The following is a 17,028-nucleotide window of genomic DNA, read 5'->3' as shown; positions in this document are numbered from 1 at the left end:
ATGGGTTAAGAACATATGTTCCAGATGATAGTTTTGAACAGGCGCTTATTGATTTAGGGTATGATGATATTTTGGATGATTATATAAATACAGCTGATATTGAAAGTGTAACTAGCCTTCAAATGCAAAATAGAACACCTAAAATATTTGATTTGACTGGAATAGAAGGCTTTATTTCTCTTGAAATTTTAAATGTTACTGAAAATAGTATTGAAACCCTTAATCTTTCTAATAATATAAATCTTTTACGACTTGATGCAGATAATAGTCAGGTTAACACAATTGATGTTTCAAATAGCCCTGATTTAAAATATCTTTCTGCTGTTGGAAATGGATTTGAATCTCTGGATGTTACTAACAATCCATTATTGGAAGCATTATTTCTTGATCGCTGCAATATTTCGACAATTGATTTATCTAATAATCCTCTTTTAACTAGCCTAACCATGGATGGAGTGGGAACTCTAACTTCTATAGATTTATCAAATAACTCTTTATTAACAATTTTGGGATTAACCGGAAACCAACTTGATGTAATAGACTTATCAAATAATGTAAATCTTGAAGAGTTACGTATTAATAATAATAAATTAACCTCTTTAGATTTATCTACTAGTACAAATCTTAAAATACTTAATTGTGCATCTCAGTTTGCTGATCCCCAGGCTCCAGGAGTACTTAGCAGTTTAGATATTTCTAATAGTGCTGATTTAGAAAACCTACATATTGAAAACAATTCCCTAACCTCAATTGATTTGAGTAGTAATGTAAATATTACCGAGCTTAATGTTTCAACAAATCCACTAACGTCTCTTGATGTATCAGATCTAATTAATCTTGAAAACTTTGGGGTTAATAATAACACCAGTTTGGAGTGTGTTAAAGTGAATCAAAACCAATTAGACAACACCCCTAATTCATGGAGTATTGGTCAGGGAGTTAACTTATCAATTATTTGTGCTGGTGTAAACCCAGATATTTATCTTGCAGATAATGGAATTACTGTAAAATGTGAAAATGCAGACGTTGGAGATATAGGATCGATAAATGGAAAAGCTTATACCGTAGTTGGAAACTTACAAGATTTGTTAGCTAATAACTCTGAAGCTGATTTCACATGTTTTTGTATATCGAAGGTTACTGAATTAAATAATATGTTTTCCGGTAACACAAACTTCAATCAAGATATCAGTAGTTGGGATACTTCTAATGTAACTGACATGGATCAAATGTTCTACGATGCAGCAAACTTTAATAATGGTAGCAACCAAGAGGGGCTTAAAAATTGGGACACCTCAAAGGTTACTAATATGGATGGAATGTTTAACGGAGCAATTGCTTTCAATGGTAATTTATCATCTTGGAATACTTCTAATGTGACCTCAATGAGATATATGTTTTCTGGAGCACCAATTTTTAATTATGATATAAGCAACTGGAATGTTTCAAATGTAATCTACATGGACAATATGTTTAATGGAGCCAAAAATTTTGATGCAGATTTATCTTCTTGGGATGTTTCAAATGTTACATCTATGTCCGGAATGTTTGCAGGGACTGGAAATGTTGAAAATGGAAGTGTTTTAGGAGATAATTTTAATATAGGAAATTGGAACGTATCAAATGTTACCAATATGGAAAGCATGTTTCTTGAGGCAATAAAATTTAATGATGATATTGGTAGCTGGGATACTTCCAATGTTACTGATATGAAAAGTATGTTCGCTAAAGCAATAATATTTAATCAAGATATAGGAAATTGGGATGTTTCAAGTGTGACTAATATGGACTTCATGTTTCAAGAAGCCCCATCATTCAACGGAAATATAAGTGCATGGGATACTTCAAATGTTAGTGATATGGACTTCATGTTTGCTGGGGCAACTTCATTTAATCAAGTTTTAGAATGGGATACTTCAAGCGTAACTGATATGAGTTTCATGTTCCAGAGAACACCATTTAATCAAGATATAGGGAATTGGGATACTTCTAGTGTACTTATTATGAATGGAATGTTCCATGAAGCATCTGCTTTTAATCAAGATATAGGGAATTGGGATACTTCAAATGTTACAGCCATGAGACAAATGTTCGAAGGAGCCATCTCTTTCAATCAAGATATTGGAGACTGGGATACTTCCAATGTTACTAATATGCATCAAATGTTTTTTAAAGCAGATTTATTTAATCAAGACATTAGAAACTGGGATACATCAAGTGTTACGGATATGAGTGGTGTGTTTTGGAATGCACCCTCTTTTGATCAAGATATAGGAAATTGGAATACTTCAAATGTAATCTATATGAACAATATGTTTAATGGAGCTACCTCATTTGATCAAGATATAAGCTCTTGGAATACTGCGGCAGTTACCACTATGGAAGATCTTTTTTTTGAAAATACTTCTTTCAATTCAGATATAAGTTTATGGGATACTTCAAATGTTAATAATATGGGTGGTATGTTTTATAGAGCAACTTCGTTCAATCAAGATATAGGAAACTGGAATACCTCTAGCGTTACTAATATGAATGTAATGTTTTATGAGGCAAAAGCTTTTAATCAAGATATAGGAAGTTGGGACACATCAAAAGTAACCAATATGAGTAATATGTTTGATAATGCAGAATCTTTTAATCAAAATATTGGTAATTGGAATACTTCTCTTGTAAACTCTATGCAGTTTATGTTCGATCAGGCATATCAATTTAATCAAGACATTGGTAATTGGAATACAGTAAATGTTGCTTCCATGGAATCTATGTTTACAGGAGCTACTCTTTTCAATCAAGACCTATCAAACTGGTGTGTTACTAATATCACCTCAGAACCTACTAATTTTAGCGTTAATTCTGCGCTTACAAATATTAATAAACCTGTTTGGGGAACTTGTCCTCAATAGGCTAAAAGTTAAAAATTAGCTTGGCTGATTCTGAAGTTTTTTTTGCAATCATTTCTATTGGAAGGTTATAACAATCTGCTACTTTTTTTGCTATTATAGGTAAATAATTACTTTCATTTCTTTTCCCTCTATAAGGGACAGGAGCTAAATATGGAGAGTCTGTTTCGAGTACTATTGATTCAATAGGAATCTCATTTATAAACTTATCAATTTTACCATTTTTAAAAGTAATCACCCCTCCTATTCCTAACTTCATATTAAAATCTATTGCTCTTTGAGCTTGATCCAAATTTCCTGTAAAACAGTGAAAAATACCTCTAAGCTTATCACTTTTATGATTTTCTAAAACATCAAACACCTCATTAAACGCATCTCTACAATGAATAACTATAGGAAGATCATATTCTTTGGCCCAAATAATTTGTTGATGGAATGCTTCTTGTTGCTTCGTTAAATTAGTTTTATCCCAGTAAAGATCTATTCCTATTTCACCAACAGCACAAAAACTTCCATTTTTCAGATTTTGTTCTACATGCTTTAATTCATTTTTATAATCTTCTTCGACATGAGTGGGGTGAAGACCTGACATTAGGAAAATATTTTTTGGATATTTAGCTTTTAAACTCAACATTCGTTCAGTGTAGGACTTATCTATTGCAGGTAAAAAAAACTTGTGAACTCCATTTTTAATTGACAGCTCAATTTGATCGTCTCGATCTTGATCAAAATCTTCAATATATAAATGGGTATGGGTATCTATTAATTTCACATCATAAAAATACTATTTTAGCATTTAAATATTCAAAATGTCAATACCCTTTATTAAAAATCACAAGACTTTAATTAAGTTTTTTCTTCTAAAGACGAACCACATTACATGTAAAATACTAATTAACGGTGTTGAAGGGAGCTTTTTAATTGATAGTGGAGCCTCAAATTCTTGTGTTGATGTTGCAAGTGATGAAAGGTTTAAACTAGAAAAATATAAAAAGTCGTACAGTGCATCAGGCGCTGGAAATGGAAAGTTTGATGTTTTAAAATCTAAAAAAGCCCAAATAAGTTACCTAGGTATCAATATTGTAAAATTGAACTTTCTATTGATTGATATGGGGTCGATAAACAAAGCTCTTAATGAGAGCGATAGTATAAGTGTAGATGGAATATTGGGGGCTGATTTTTTAATTAAAAAAAACGCATTAATAAGCTACAAAACGATGACTCTTTCTTTTTAAAGTTCCAAAGACTTTTTTAAATTTCCATCCATTAAAGTGTTCAAAGGATCCTCAAGAGATTCCTTAATAGCAACTAAAAAACCTACAGATTCTCTTCCATCAATTATTCTATGATCATAGGATAAAGCTAAATACATCATCGGACGAATAACCACCTTACCATCTATTGCCACCGGTCTTTCTATTATATTATGCATGCCTAATATTCCAGATTGTGGAGGATTGATAATTGGGGTAGATAACATAGAACCAAAGACACCACCATTTGAAATAGTAAATGTGCCACCTGTCATATCATCAACAGTTATTTTTCCATCTCTAGCCGCTATTGCCAATCGTTTTATTTCAGATTCAATACTTCTAAATGAAAGAGATTCTGCATTTCTAACTACCGGAACCATTAAACCTTTTGGTCCTGAAACTGCAACTGAAATATCACAATAATCATAAGTAATTTGCTGATCTCCTTCTATCATTGAATTAACATCAGGATACATTTTTAGTGCTCTTACAACTGCTTTAGTGAAAAAGCTCATGAAGCCTAAACCTACTTCATGTTTTGATTTAAAAGACTCTTTGTATTTCTTTCTAATAGTAAATATTTCAGACATGTCTACTTCATTGAAAGTAGTCAACATAGCTGTTTCATTTTTAGCTGAAACTAATCTTTCTGCGACTTTTCTTCGCAGCATAGACATTTTTTTGGTTGTTTGTTCACGTTTTCCATTTTCAGGTAAAGACCCCATTGAAACTTTGGCTTTTATTGCGTCAGTCTTGGTTATTCTTCCATCTCTTCCTGTACCTTTTAATGAAGTTATATCAATATTTTTTTCAGCAATAATTTTTTTAGCAGCAGGAGAAGGACTCCCTGAAGCATATGTAGTATTTTCTGTTTTTAAAACCTCTGGAGACTTTTCAGTTTCTTTATTTACTTCATTTTTAGACTTATTTCCAGTGGCTGGCTTACCATCTGTATCGATTATACAAACAACTTCACCTACAGCAACAGCATCTCCTTCCTCTGCTTTCAGAGTTATTACCCCACTAACTTCAGCAGGAAGCTCCAAGGTTGCTTTATCAGAATCCACTTCAGCAATAGCTTGGTCTTTTTCAACAAAATCTCCGTCTTCAACAAGCCATTGAGCAATTTCAACCTCTGTTATTGATTCTCCAGGAGAAGGCACTTTCATTTCTAAAATCATTTTTTAAACTTTTGATTTATTTATTTTTTCGTTTTTGATTATTTTTTGAGGGATCAAAAACATATTCTATAACCTCATCATGACGTTTTTTAAAACGTGTAGAACTTCCTGCTGCGGGAGTTCCATACATTCTTCGACTTGCAGCACGCATTTGTTGAGCTTCTGGAAAATTTAACAACAAGTAACTCCAAGCTCCCATGTTTCTTGGTTCTTCTTGAGCCCAAACAATATCATTAGCATTTTTATATCTTGAAATTACTTCTTTTATTTCTTTTTCAGGTAATGGAAATAATTGTTCTAATCTAACAAGGGCTAAATCATTAGATCTATTCTTGATTTCTCTTGCCTTATAAAGATCATAATAAAATTTTCCGGAACAAAACACTACTGTCTTAATACTTGATTCCTCTACTTCAGAATCATCTATAACAGCTTTAAAATCTCCATCTGAGAAATCTTTAATATTAGAAACTGCTTTTGGATGTCTCAGTAAGCTCTTTGGTGTAAAAACAATCAAGGGTTTTCTATATTTTGCTTTTAGTTGGCGCCTTAAAACATGGAACATGTTTGCTGGAGTAGAACAATTAACGACAAACATATTATCTTTTGCACACATCTGAAGATATCTTTCTATTCTAGCAGAAGAGTGTTCAGCCCCCTGCCCTTCATAGCCATGAGGTAAAAGCATTACTAGACCGTTTTGAAGTTTCCATTTATCTTCTGCAGAAGTTATGTATTGATCAATAATTATTTGTGCTCCATTAGAAAAGTCTCCAAATTGTGCCTCCCAAATCGTTAGAGCATTTGGACTTGCCATTGCGTAACCATAATCAAATCCAAGAACAGCGTATTCAGATAATAAAGAGTTATAAACTTTAAACTTTCCCTGATTTTTATTTATGTTATTTAATAACACTATTTCTTCTTCGGATTCTTCAGTTACAAGAATAGCGTGGCGGTGAGAGAATGTACCTCTTTCAACGTCTTGTCCTGATAATCTAACATCATGACCTTCATTAAGAAGAGTTCCATAAGCAAGAAGCTCTCCCATTGCCCAGTCTAATGTTTCTGATTCGAAAAACATTTTTTTTCTATCTGCTATTAATCTTTCCGCCTTTCTTAAAAACTTTTTATTTTGAGGTAATGTTGTAATCGCTTCAGCAACTTTTGCCAATTCTTCGGAGGAAACTTTGGTTATAACCTTTTTCTTCATTCCAATCTCATCAACCCTTTCGGTATATGGAGCAATATTTTTCCACTCATCCTCCATAAACTGTGTGATTACAGTTTTTGTTAGTTTTCTTGAGTCTTCAAGATTTTTTTCTAACAGTTCTTTGTACTCTTTTTCAAGAACAGTAACATGATTTTCATCAACTATTCCTTTTGAAATAAGTTCGGTAGCGTATATATCTCTGGCATTTGGATGACTGGCGATTTTTTTATAGAGATTGGGCTGAGTAAACCTGGGTTCGTCCCCTTCGTTATGTCCATATCTTCGATATCCAAGTAAATCTATAAAAACATCCCTACCAAATTGCATTCTATAATCCAAAGCAAAAAGAACGGCATGAACAACTGCTTCAGCATCGTCAGAATTAACATGTAAAACAGGAGACAAGGTAACTTTACCAACATCTGTACAATACGTACTGGATCTAGCATCAAGATAATTTGTGGTAAAACCTATTTGATTATTTACTACAATGTGAACAGTTCCTCCGGTACCATATCCTTTGAGAAGTGCCATTTGAGTTATTTCGTAGGGTAGACCCTGCCCTGCAATAGCAGCATCACCGTGAACTATTATGGGAAGAACTTTATTTGTGTTTCCATTGAATTTATGCTCTAGTTTTGAGCGTGTAATTCCTTCTACTATCGCTCCAACAGTTTCAAGATGTGATGGATTGGGAGCAATACTCATATTAATTTTTTTTCCTGTGTCAGTCGTCCTATTAGATGACCAACCTAAATGGTATTTAACATCTCCATCGAAAATAACCTCTTCATAATCCTTTCCATCGAACTCACTAAATATGTCTTTACTTGACTTTCCAAAGATATTTGTTAAAGTATTTAACCTTCCTCGATGAGCCATTCCCATAACAAATTCTTCAACACCTTTTTCAGCTGCAGCTTCAACTACAGCATCAAGAGCAGGAATTAAAGACTCTCCTCCTTCTAAAGAAAATCTTTTCTGACCTACATATTTGGTATGAAGAAAATTTTCAAAACTTACAGCTTGATTTAATTTTTTTAAAATATGTTTTTTTTGATCTGAGGAAAAAGTAGGATGATTGTCATTTATATTTAATCTTTCTTGAATCCAATTTAATTTTTTTGGATCTCGTATATACATATATTCAATTCCTATAGCATCACAATACACTTCCTTCAAATGCTTTATAATAACATTAAGAGATCCTGGACCAATTCCAATTACAGATCCGGCGTTAAAAACTGTATTTAAATCTAATTCCGATAAACCAAAATTCTCTATATCAAGTGTTGGTAAATACTTTCTTCTATCTCTAACAGGATTTGTTTTAGTAAATAAATGGCCTCTGATTCGATAGCCATCAATTAACTTTATGACCTGAAATTCTTTCCTTAAGGACTCCGGTACTTCGCTATAATCAGCTACGCTATCTGTACTACTCTCTAAACCAAAATCAAAGCCCTGAAAAAAAGCTCTCCAACTAGGCTCCATGGTGTCAGGAGATTTTAAATATCTGTCATACTGTTCTGCAAAATAAGTGGTATGTGCAGCGTTTAGGAATGAATAATTGTCCATTAATTAAATTCTAAGAATCCTCATACATGTAAAATTACACATTTATAGACAACCACTAACCTTGATTTAACAATAAATTAAATCATTTAAACATGTGAATAATTAAAATTAAAAAAGAGTCTTAAAAAAGGTTTTATAATGAAATATTTTTTGACTTTTGTCACATGTTTGCACTAATTGATTGTAATAACTTTTATGTCTCTTGCGAAAGAGTTTTTCAACCACAGTTTAATAAAAAACCTGTTGTAGTTTTATCAAATAATGACGGTTGTGTTATCGCGCGTAGTAATGAAGCAAAGGCTCTAGATATACCGATGGGAGCAGCAGCTTTTAAATATAAAAATCAATTTAAAAGACATAATATAAAAGTTTTTTCATCCAATTACGCTCTTTACGGAGATATGAGTAGAAGAGTGATGAGTATTCTAGAAAACTACAGTCCAAATATTGAAATATATAGTATTGATGAAGCTTTTGTAAAGCTTACAAGTTTTAAAAATTCGGATTTAACAAAAGAAAGTTATAGAATAAAAAAGCAAATCTATCAATGGACTGGTATCCCAGTCTCAATAGGACTGGCTCCTACTAAATCTTTAGCTAAAGTTGCCAATAAAATCGCTAAAAGATTTAATAATAAAACTCTTGGAGTGTATAGTCTAGATAGTCAACACAAAATAAATAAAGCCCTTAAATGGACTGAAATTGAGGATGTTTGGGGTATTGGTCGTAGGTACGCAAAACGTCTTCGATCTATAGGTGTTAAAAATGCACTTGAATTTGTCAATCTTCCTGACCAATGGGTTAAAAAAAATATGAATGTTTTAGGGCTTAAGCTTAAGAAAGATTTATCAGGATTATCTTTTATCAAATTAGAAGAAATCAAATCTAAAAAGAAATCCATTGCCACTACAAGAAGCTTCGAGTCTATCTTAACTGATTTGTGTGATATAGAAGAGCGTATTTCTACTTTTGCAACAAGTTGTGCTGAAAAGTTACGCATACAAAACAGCTACTGCACTAGCTTACTTGTTTTTATAAGAAGTGATCCATTCAAAAATAGAGAACAATACAATAATAGCTGTGTAGTAAACCTTGACAACGCTAGTAATTCAAGTATAACTATAAGTAAACAGGCTATCTATGGGCTACGAAAAATTTTCAAACCTGGAATATCTTATAAAAAAGCAGGTGTATTGGTTTTGGGTTTAAAACCAAAAGAAAATCATCAATTGAATATTTTTCAACCTAATATAGTTAAACATGATAGTCTTATGAAAGCAATAGATGTAATAAACTACAGACATGGATCTAATCGAATAAAGCTAGCAAATCAAGATCTCAATCGTGTATGGAAAATGAAGCAAAAAAATCTATCACCTAGGTTTACAACCGTTTTAGAAGATATTATAAAAGTAAGATGATCAATAAAAAACTAATTTTTTTTAAGCCTGACAATAAAAATAAAAAATTTTCTCCTTTGGCTATTGAAGGGATCTCTGCTGGATTTCCATCACCTGCTGAAGATTTTAAAGAATTGAAAATAAGTATTGATCAGGAAGTAGTTAAAAATGAGTCTGCTACATTTTTTGCAAGAGTTGACGGACAGTCTATGCAAGGAGCAGGTTTAGATGATGGAGATTTACTAGTTATTGACAGAAGTCAAGAGCCTGAAAGTGGTAAGATAGCGGTTTGTTATATAGATGGCGAGTTTACAGTAAAAAGACTAAAGGTTGAAGAAGACTGTATCTATTTGATGCCTGAAAACTCAAAATATAAACCCTTAAAAGTAACCAGTGAAAACCAACTCATTATATGGGGAATAGTTACTTATGTGGTTAAAAAGGTTTGATATTACAAACGCTCATAAATACCAGCTATTCCTTGTCCTCCACCAACACATGCTGTTACCATACCGTATTTTTGATCTCTTCTTTTCATTTCATTAAGTAATTGAATACTCAACTTTGCCCCCGTACAGCCTAATGGATGACCCATTGCAATAGCTCCACCATTCACATTCACATTATTAGGATCTAAACCTGTCTCTTGAATAACAGCTAAAGCTTGAGTTGCAAAAGCCTCATTGAGCTCTGTTTGTTGAATATCATTGATTTTTAATCCTGCTTGACTTAAGGCCTTTGGGATAGCAACACATGGACCAATACCCATATAAAGTGGGTCAACACCACCAACAGCACAGCTTACTAGTCTTGCAATTGGTTGAAGATTTAACTCTTTAACCATTTTTTCACTCACTATTAATGTGAAAGCAGATCCATCGGAAGTTTGGGATGCATTTCCAGCAGTTACAACGCCTTTTTGACGAAATGCAGGTCTTAATCTAGCCAGTCCCTCTAAAGAAGTGTCACGTCGAACTCCCTCATCTTGAGATACTGTATGAGTTTTTGTTATTCTTTTTCCTCCTTCAACAAAAACTTCTTCAATAGTAACTGGAACAATTTCATCATCAAACTTTTTTGAATCAATAGCTGCTGCTGCCTTGGAATGTGAATTTACGGCAAACTGGTCGGACATTTCACGAGTTATACCATACTTGTCAGCAACTGCTTCAGCGGTAACTCCCATGGAAACATGGTAATTAATATTTTCTAGATTGGCTTTAAAACTCGGAGCAAGTTTATATCCTGTCATCGGAATCATACTCATACTTTCTGTACCTCCAGCAATGTAAATATGTCCAAATCCAGCTTTTATTTTTCCAACTGCCATAGATATAGACTCCAGACCTGAGGCACAATATCTGTTTATAGTAATCCCTGGAACTTCTTTACCTAGAGCTCTTGCGGCAATCAATCTTCCAATTTGTAAGCCTTGCTCTCCTTCAGGGTTAGCACAACCTACAATTACATCATCTACTAATTTTGGATCTAAATTTTTGGTGTTAGATAATAGGTGTTTTATTACATCAACTGCCAGATCATCTGATCGATAATTTTTAAATCCACCTTTATGAGCTTTACCAACTGCAGATCTATAACCTTTTACAATATATGCTTCCATTTTTAAGTGTTTTTAATTTCTTAGAGGTTTATTGTTCATTAATAAATACTGTATTCTATCTAAAGTTTTTTGATTACCAAGTAAAGACATCATACCCTCCTTTTCTAAATCAAGAAGATATGTTTCACTAACTTTTTGAGGACTTGTCAGGTCACCACCGGAAATAACAAATGCAATTTTACGTGCAATCTCAACATCATATTCAGACATGTAGCCTCCCAAATAAAATTCATTGATTGCAGAATATAATACACTTAAACCTGTCCTTCCTAAAACTTCAATATCTGTTCTTACAGAAGGGGGTACATAATTAAACGCCATTTGTAATACTTTTTTCTTAGCCTCACCAATATTTCTTTGAGTGTTAAGACATATGTTATCTCGATCTTCTTTCAAGAAGCCAAGACTATAAGCCTCAGAGGCAGATGTAGAAATTGTTGCAGTAGCTATTGTTTTAAAGTGGTTGATTAAAGTCGGTATTTTAACATCACCTTCAAAAAACTTATCTGACGCTCTAAGAGCCATCTCTTTGACGCCACCTCCTGCAGGTAAAAGTCCAACTCCAACTTCAGGTAAACCAATATAGGATTCAGCAGCATAGACACCAGCATCACAATGCATTGCGATTTCACATCCTCCACCAAAAACATATCCTTGAGTTGCAACAACTACTGGTATTTTTGATGTTCTAATACGCATATTAAGATCTTGAAAACCTCCTATAATAACTTCAAGATTATCATATTGTTTCTGCATAGCCAACATACCAACATTCATAAGATTCGCTCCAACAGAAAACTGTTTTGCATTATTTCCAATGACAATCCCCTTCCATCCTTCTTCCTCAGCCATTCTTATTGCCTGATCAATACCATGTCCAATACCTTCACCTATAGAATTACTCTTACTCGTAAACTCTAAACACATAACTCCATCCCCTATGTCATGAACTGTACACTCACTGTTTTTTATTAAGGGTTTATTTTCTCTATATGAATCTAATATTATATAGTTGTCAGAGCTTGGAACGGGTAGATAGGATTTAGAATCTAGATCAAAATATTTCTTTTTACCAGACTCAAACTTATAAAAGGATGTCGCTTTTTCATCTTGCATGGTCTTAATCCATTCAGGTAAAGTTGATCCTGATTTTTCAATTAGCTCTATTCCTGTATTAAAACCAATTGAATCCCACAGTTCAAAGGGTCCAAAGTCCCAAAAATATCCTGTTCTCATTGCATCATCAATCTGATAATATGCAGATGCTATTTCTGGAGACCTCTGAGCTGAGTATTTAAATATTGCTGTGAAGTAGTCTTTCAAAAATAAATTTTCACGATCACTTCCTGAGATTAAAAAAGACAATCTTTTTCCTAAGTTTTGAATTGATTTTGCTTCTTTAACTATTTTTAATTTTGGTCTTAATGTTTTTTCATATTCTAAAGTTTCAAGATTTAATACGTTAACTATTGACCTTCCATTAGAATCTTTTTCTTTTGTTTTTTGATAAAATCCTTTTCCAGATTTATTACCATAAAATTTATTGTCTAATAAATGATTCATAAAGGCGGGAACCTCTCTAGTTTTTAAATCTTCGAAGAACTCATCATTTTTAACAGCGCTTGCAACAAAAGAGCTAACTTTCTCTGAAGTGTCTAAACCAACCAAATCTTGTAATTTAAATGTGGCACTGTTAGGTCTTCCGATGAGTGTTCCTGTTATTGCATCGACTTCTTCAATAGTCATTTTATAGTCTATGGTTAAATGAATCAAAGACGTTCCAGACATCACCCCAATTCTATTAGCTATAAAAGCGGTAGTATCTCTGCATAAAACAGTTTGCTTACCCAAAGTTATATCACCAAAGCTCATAAAAAAATCAATAACACCCGGAAGAGTTTGTTTAGTTGGAATCACCTCTAAAAGTCTCAAATATCTTGGAGGATTGAAAAAATGTGTTCCACAAAAATGTTTTTTAAACTCCTCAGATCTTCCTTCTGCCAATAAAGTAATAGGAATACTCGATGTGTTTGAAGTTACCAAACTTCCAGGTTTTCTATTCAGTTCAACTTTTTCAAAAATTTGTTTTTTTATTTCTAAGTTTTCAACAACAACCTCTATTATCCAATCTGCATCAGAAATATCTTTAAAGTTATCTGTGAAGTTTCCTGTAGATATTTTATCGGCATTCTTTTTTTCATATACCGGGGAAGGTTTTGATTTAATAGCCTTAAGAAGTGCAGAATCTGCAATACTATTTCGGGTTTTTTGATCTTTTGAATCTGATTGATCAGAAGGTACAATATCAAGCATTAGGACCTCCATCCCCACGTTAGCTAAGTGACAAGCAATACCAGAACCCATGACTCCTGATCCCAGAACTACTACTTTTTTAATTCGATAACTCATATATGAAAATATTTTAGTAGCGCTAAGCTAATTAATATTTACATTTGAAAAAATTAATTTAATTGCGATTTAATATTTAACTTTAATTAATACTTTAATAATAATTAGAATGGATAAAAATTTAGTTTTCGATCAACTCAAAGAGCGAGTTGAAAAAGTAGATTCAATCAATGGAACTTTAAAGTTCGTAGTGGATGATAATACAATTTATATAGACGGAACTGGTGATAAAAATACTATAACACCCGAAGATAAAGATGCTGATTGTACCATTTCTGTATCTAGTGACATTTTAAAACAAATGCGAGATGGGGAAATAAATCCAATGATGGCTGTGATGAGTGGAAAGGTGAAAATATCAGGAGATATGGGATTAGCTATGAAAGTTCAATCACTACTTGGCTAAGTATTTCAACTTAAATACTAAACACTATTTTGATACGGATGGGCTTACCAACAAATATGACTTGGTTTAGCAAAAATATTCAATAATATATTTTATTGAAAATTCTTGATTTCAAACTCAACTCTTCTCTCTTCTTGATGTTGTTGTTTGGAAACCTTAATACTCATGTCTTTAATTTTAACTAAAGACTCTCCATAACCTTCCCCACTAATTCTATCTGGGTTTTCAATCCTGGATCTTATGTATGAAACAATTGATTTAGATCTTCTCTGAGATAATTTTATATTGTATTCGTCCTTCCCTCTTCTATCTGTAAATGCTTTAATTTTAACTTCCATACTCGGATACAAATTGAGTGCAGAAATTACTTCATCGATTCTATCTACATAATTTACCCAAACATCTGCAGAATCAAATTCAAAGTATATTGGTCTAAATATATACTCGATTTTCTCATTAATTATTTTTTCTTTTTCTAAATAAACATTTATTGGCTTTGTCTTAGAATACGAGCTTTCTAAATAATAACTAAAAGTATCTTTCTTGACCTCTGGACCTTTTGGTATGTACCAGAAACTCCCGTTAGATCTTATTTTTACGGAACCTGAATTAGGGGTTTGATATAAAAAAACTTGTTTCTCGACTAGGCTATTTAACGGATCCTCCGCAAGCATTAAAAATTGATCATTTTTTAAAACTCCATCAAATGACTCAACCAATGTATCGGATCCAAATATATACCTATCCTCTACCCCTTTAATAGTTGGTTTTGAAACAAAATAGTAATTATCATCTTTTCCTTTTCCACCCTTTCTATTGGAGCTAATAAAGCCAAGTTTAGTTTTTGGATCAAGGTAAAATCCAAAATCGTCCTCCTCTGAACTAAAAGGAACCCCAAGAGGTTCAACTGACCATCTATTTTCTATTAGACGAGTCGCCATATAGGGATCCAGTTTTCCCAGACCTAATTCTTGATTGGATGAATAAAACAAAACATCCTCACTATACGCAAAAGGAAATACTTCATCTGACTCCGTATTTACATCAACACCCATGTTTTCTGGCTCACCCACCTCGCCATCATCTCCCATTTTAACCCTATATAGATCCATACCTCCGTACCCTCCTGGTCTATCACTTGAGAAATAAAGAAATTTGTTTTGAGGACTATATGTGGGGTGCATATTTGAGTAATTATCTTTTAACTCAAATAAAGGTTCTGGTAGATTTTTGTTTTCTGATAAAGGATAATCAATTTGATATATATTCAATTGATATTTTTTATTAGAATCCATATTTTTAATACTTCGTGTTAGAAATATTTTTTTTAATTCATTAGAATAAATAACGGGTCCTTCTTGGAGATCTGTATTTACTTGCGCAGGAAGTAATTCGTCTCTAACTATCTTACCTGTTAATGTGTCCAGTAAAGCTTTAGAAATATTGTATACTGGTGATTCAGATTTTATTCTTTTGAGCTCCAAAGACTCGTTTGGCATTTTATTAGAATTTATATAAAAAAATTCAATTTGATTTTTATCATTGTAATGCTCATTGGGATTGTAAAGATTGGGAGCGACTACTGCGCCAAATTCATCATTTGACGTGTTATTTGGAAAAGAATTTAGTTGTGTGTAAGAAGAATTATAAAATCTAGATTTGTAAACCAGACTATCGTTTTCAAAAATATCTTCATCATGTGCCTGAAGTCTTTTTGCTTTTTCTCTATACTCTTTAGATAATTTTGAGTCAATCGGAAGAAGTTGTGCAAAGGTCAAATAATCAACCACACCAGCTAAATTATTGTCGGTTATAGATAAGTATATTGATGAAGCTTTAGATTTACTATTCAGCTTCATATAGGCAAATGCTAAATTACGTTCCTGATCAATACTAAGGCTGTCAATCGATTTTTCATATAATTCGATCGCCTTACTAAACTTATTATTCATGTAATAATAATCAGCCCAATCTGAAGATGGGGTTTGGGCAGTAATTAGGTAACAGTTTAATAATAAGACAATCTTTAAAACGTTTTTCATAACTAAAATAGTCTAGGTGATCTTAATATTCCTTGAATTTTTGGAGCTAATTGAAAGCGAAGAAGTAATTCATGAGAATTATTGATGATTCCGATATTCTTGTTTAATGTACTACCTTGGTAAGAGTATCCAAGAGTTAGGTTTTTTCCAATATGGATACCGGCAATAGCGCCGTAAAAACCTGCACTTTTTTCTCCTGGAATTCCAGAACTAACGGTGGATCTAAGCTGCGGACCAATCCAAAACTTATCATTTACTACAATTAAAACACTTCCGTCATAAGTCAAAGGTAACAACTCCGTTTTTTGAACAAGTAGACTTGGTTTTAATTTAATTGTTTTATTTATACCAACTAACCCACCTGAAAACATATAAAAATTTCTTTTATAGGAAGAAACCTCTGAGTCTTCAAGGAAATTTGGCATTGCTATTCCTAAATAAAATTTCTGATTGTGTAAATATAATCCAGCACCTATATTGGGTGAAAACTTATTATTCATTGGTGATGAGAAAACCAAATCTGAAGAATCAAATGGAGAGATCATCGAGTTATCTAATTGGTAGGATCTTCCACTAAATTTTAATCCTAACCCTAATTTTAAATTTTTATCATTTAGTTTAAGTTGATAAGCAAAGTCAAGAGCTACACTTGTGTTTTGCGAGGGACCAATTTTATCAATAACACTTGAAATACCAAAACCAAAGTTTTTATCTTTAAATTGGTGACCCAAAGTTATTGCTTGAGTTTCTGGAGCACCAGTGACTCCATTCCATTGTGATCTATTAACTACAGTGATTTGAGTAAAATCTTGAGCTCCAACATATGCAGGATTTATCGCCTGATGATTGAACATATATTGTGAAAAAGAAGCTTCTTGTTGAGACCATATAAAAGGACAACATAGAAATAAAAATAATTTTAAAACATTATGCTTTGTATTCACTTAATTAATTATTTTTTACAAATATATATCCTTTTTCTATAACTCCCTCACTCAAGTATAGTTGGTAAAAGTAAGTTC

The 17,028-nt window shown here is 32.6% G+C and carries 12 protein-coding genes; 5 read left to right on the top strand and 7 right to left on the bottom strand.

The features are described from left to right. A partial coding sequence (locus AC3ATN_RS07895; RefSeq protein ID WP_487532733.1) for a BspA family leucine-rich repeat surface protein occupies nt 1-2,903 on the top strand: 2,903 nt, incomplete at its 5' end. A 1-nt stretch (nt 2,904) separates the two neighbouring features. Here AC3ATN_RS07895 and AC3ATN_RS07890 read toward each other — a convergent pair. Further along, nucleotides 2,905-3,672, bottom strand: a complete 768-nt coding sequence (locus AC3ATN_RS07890; RefSeq protein WP_487532732.1) for a TatD family hydrolase — start codon at nt 3,670-3,672, stop codon at nt 2,905-2,907. 37 nt (nt 3,673-3,709) lie between these two features. On the opposite strand from AC3ATN_RS07890, the gene AC3ATN_RS07885 reads away from it, so the two are divergent. After that, nucleotides 3,710-4,135 (top strand): retropepsin-like aspartic protease, encoded by a 426-nt coding sequence (locus AC3ATN_RS07885; protein WP_487532731.1) that lies wholly within the window; start codon nt 3,710-3,712, stop codon nt 4,133-4,135. Here the strand turns inward: AC3ATN_RS07885 and odhB are convergent. Continuing rightward, nucleotides 4,132-5,337 (bottom strand): 2-oxoglutarate dehydrogenase complex dihydrolipoyllysine-residue succinyltransferase, encoded by a 1,206-nt coding sequence (gene odhB, locus AC3ATN_RS07880; RefSeq protein WP_487532730.1) that lies wholly within the window; start codon nt 5,335-5,337, stop codon nt 4,132-4,134. The genes AC3ATN_RS07885 and odhB overlap by 4 nt on opposite strands. A 16-nt stretch (nt 5,338-5,353) precedes the next feature. Further along, entirely contained in the window at nt 5,354-8,128 is a 2,775-nt protein-coding gene (locus AC3ATN_RS07875) for a 2-oxoglutarate dehydrogenase E1 component (RefSeq protein ID WP_487532729.1), read from the bottom strand. A 164-nt stretch (nt 8,129-8,292) separates the two neighbouring features. Between AC3ATN_RS07875 and AC3ATN_RS07870 the strand changes: the two genes are divergently transcribed. Both AC3ATN_RS07870 and AC3ATN_RS07865 read left to right on the top strand, forming a co-directional pair. After that, complete coding sequence (locus tag AC3ATN_RS07870) at nt 8,293-9,549, top strand: Y-family DNA polymerase (protein ID WP_487532728.1); 1,257 nt, start codon at nt 8,293-8,295, stop codon at nt 9,547-9,549. Continuing rightward, complete coding sequence (locus AC3ATN_RS07865) at nt 9,546-9,977, top strand: LexA family protein (protein ID WP_487532727.1); 432 nt, start codon at nt 9,546-9,548, stop codon at nt 9,975-9,977. The genes AC3ATN_RS07870 and AC3ATN_RS07865 overlap by 4 nt, the downstream gene beginning before the upstream one ends. 2 nt (nt 9,978-9,979) lie before the next feature. On the opposite strand, the gene AC3ATN_RS07860 is transcribed toward AC3ATN_RS07865, so the two are convergent. Both AC3ATN_RS07860 and AC3ATN_RS07855 read right to left on the bottom strand, forming a co-directional pair. Further along, nucleotides 9,980-11,149, bottom strand: coding sequence for a thiolase family protein (locus AC3ATN_RS07860; RefSeq protein WP_487532726.1), 1,170 nt, complete (start codon nt 11,147-11,149; stop codon nt 9,980-9,982). Between the two features lie 12 nt (nt 11,150-11,161). After that, nucleotides 11,162-13,558 carry a 3-hydroxyacyl-CoA dehydrogenase/enoyl-CoA hydratase family protein gene (locus tag AC3ATN_RS07855; protein ID WP_487532725.1) on the bottom strand — a complete coding sequence of 799 codons (2,397 nt, stop codon included), beginning with the start codon at nt 13,556-13,558 and terminating at the stop codon, nt 11,162-11,164. A 109-nt stretch (nt 13,559-13,667) separates the two neighbouring features. Here AC3ATN_RS07855 and AC3ATN_RS07850 point away from each other — a divergent pair, with 109 nt between their 5' ends. Further along, the gene (locus AC3ATN_RS07850) at nt 13,668-13,964 is read left to right on the top strand and encodes an SCP2 sterol-binding domain-containing protein (RefSeq protein WP_487532724.1); all 297 of its coding nucleotides are present in this window, start codon (nt 13,668-13,670) and stop codon (nt 13,962-13,964) included. A gap of 92 nt (nt 13,965-14,056) precedes the next feature. Here AC3ATN_RS07850 and AC3ATN_RS07845 read toward each other — a convergent pair whose 3' ends face one another. After that, complete coding sequence (locus tag AC3ATN_RS07845; RefSeq protein ID WP_487532723.1) at nt 14,057-16,006, bottom strand: OmpA family protein; 1,950 nt, start codon at nt 16,004-16,006, stop codon at nt 14,057-14,059. Nucleotides 16,007-16,008: 2 nt separating this feature from the next. After that, a complete protein-coding gene (locus AC3ATN_RS07840) occupies nt 16,009-16,950 on the bottom strand; it encodes a PorP/SprF family type IX secretion system membrane protein (protein WP_487532722.1) in 942 nt (313 codons plus the stop codon). Nucleotides 16,951-17,028: the final 78 nt, after the last annotated feature.

Source organism: Candidatus Marivariicella sp., assembly GCF_983056325.1.
Note: the sequence above shows the minus strand (reverse complement) of the source record. Positions and strands in the feature narration are given on the sequence as shown.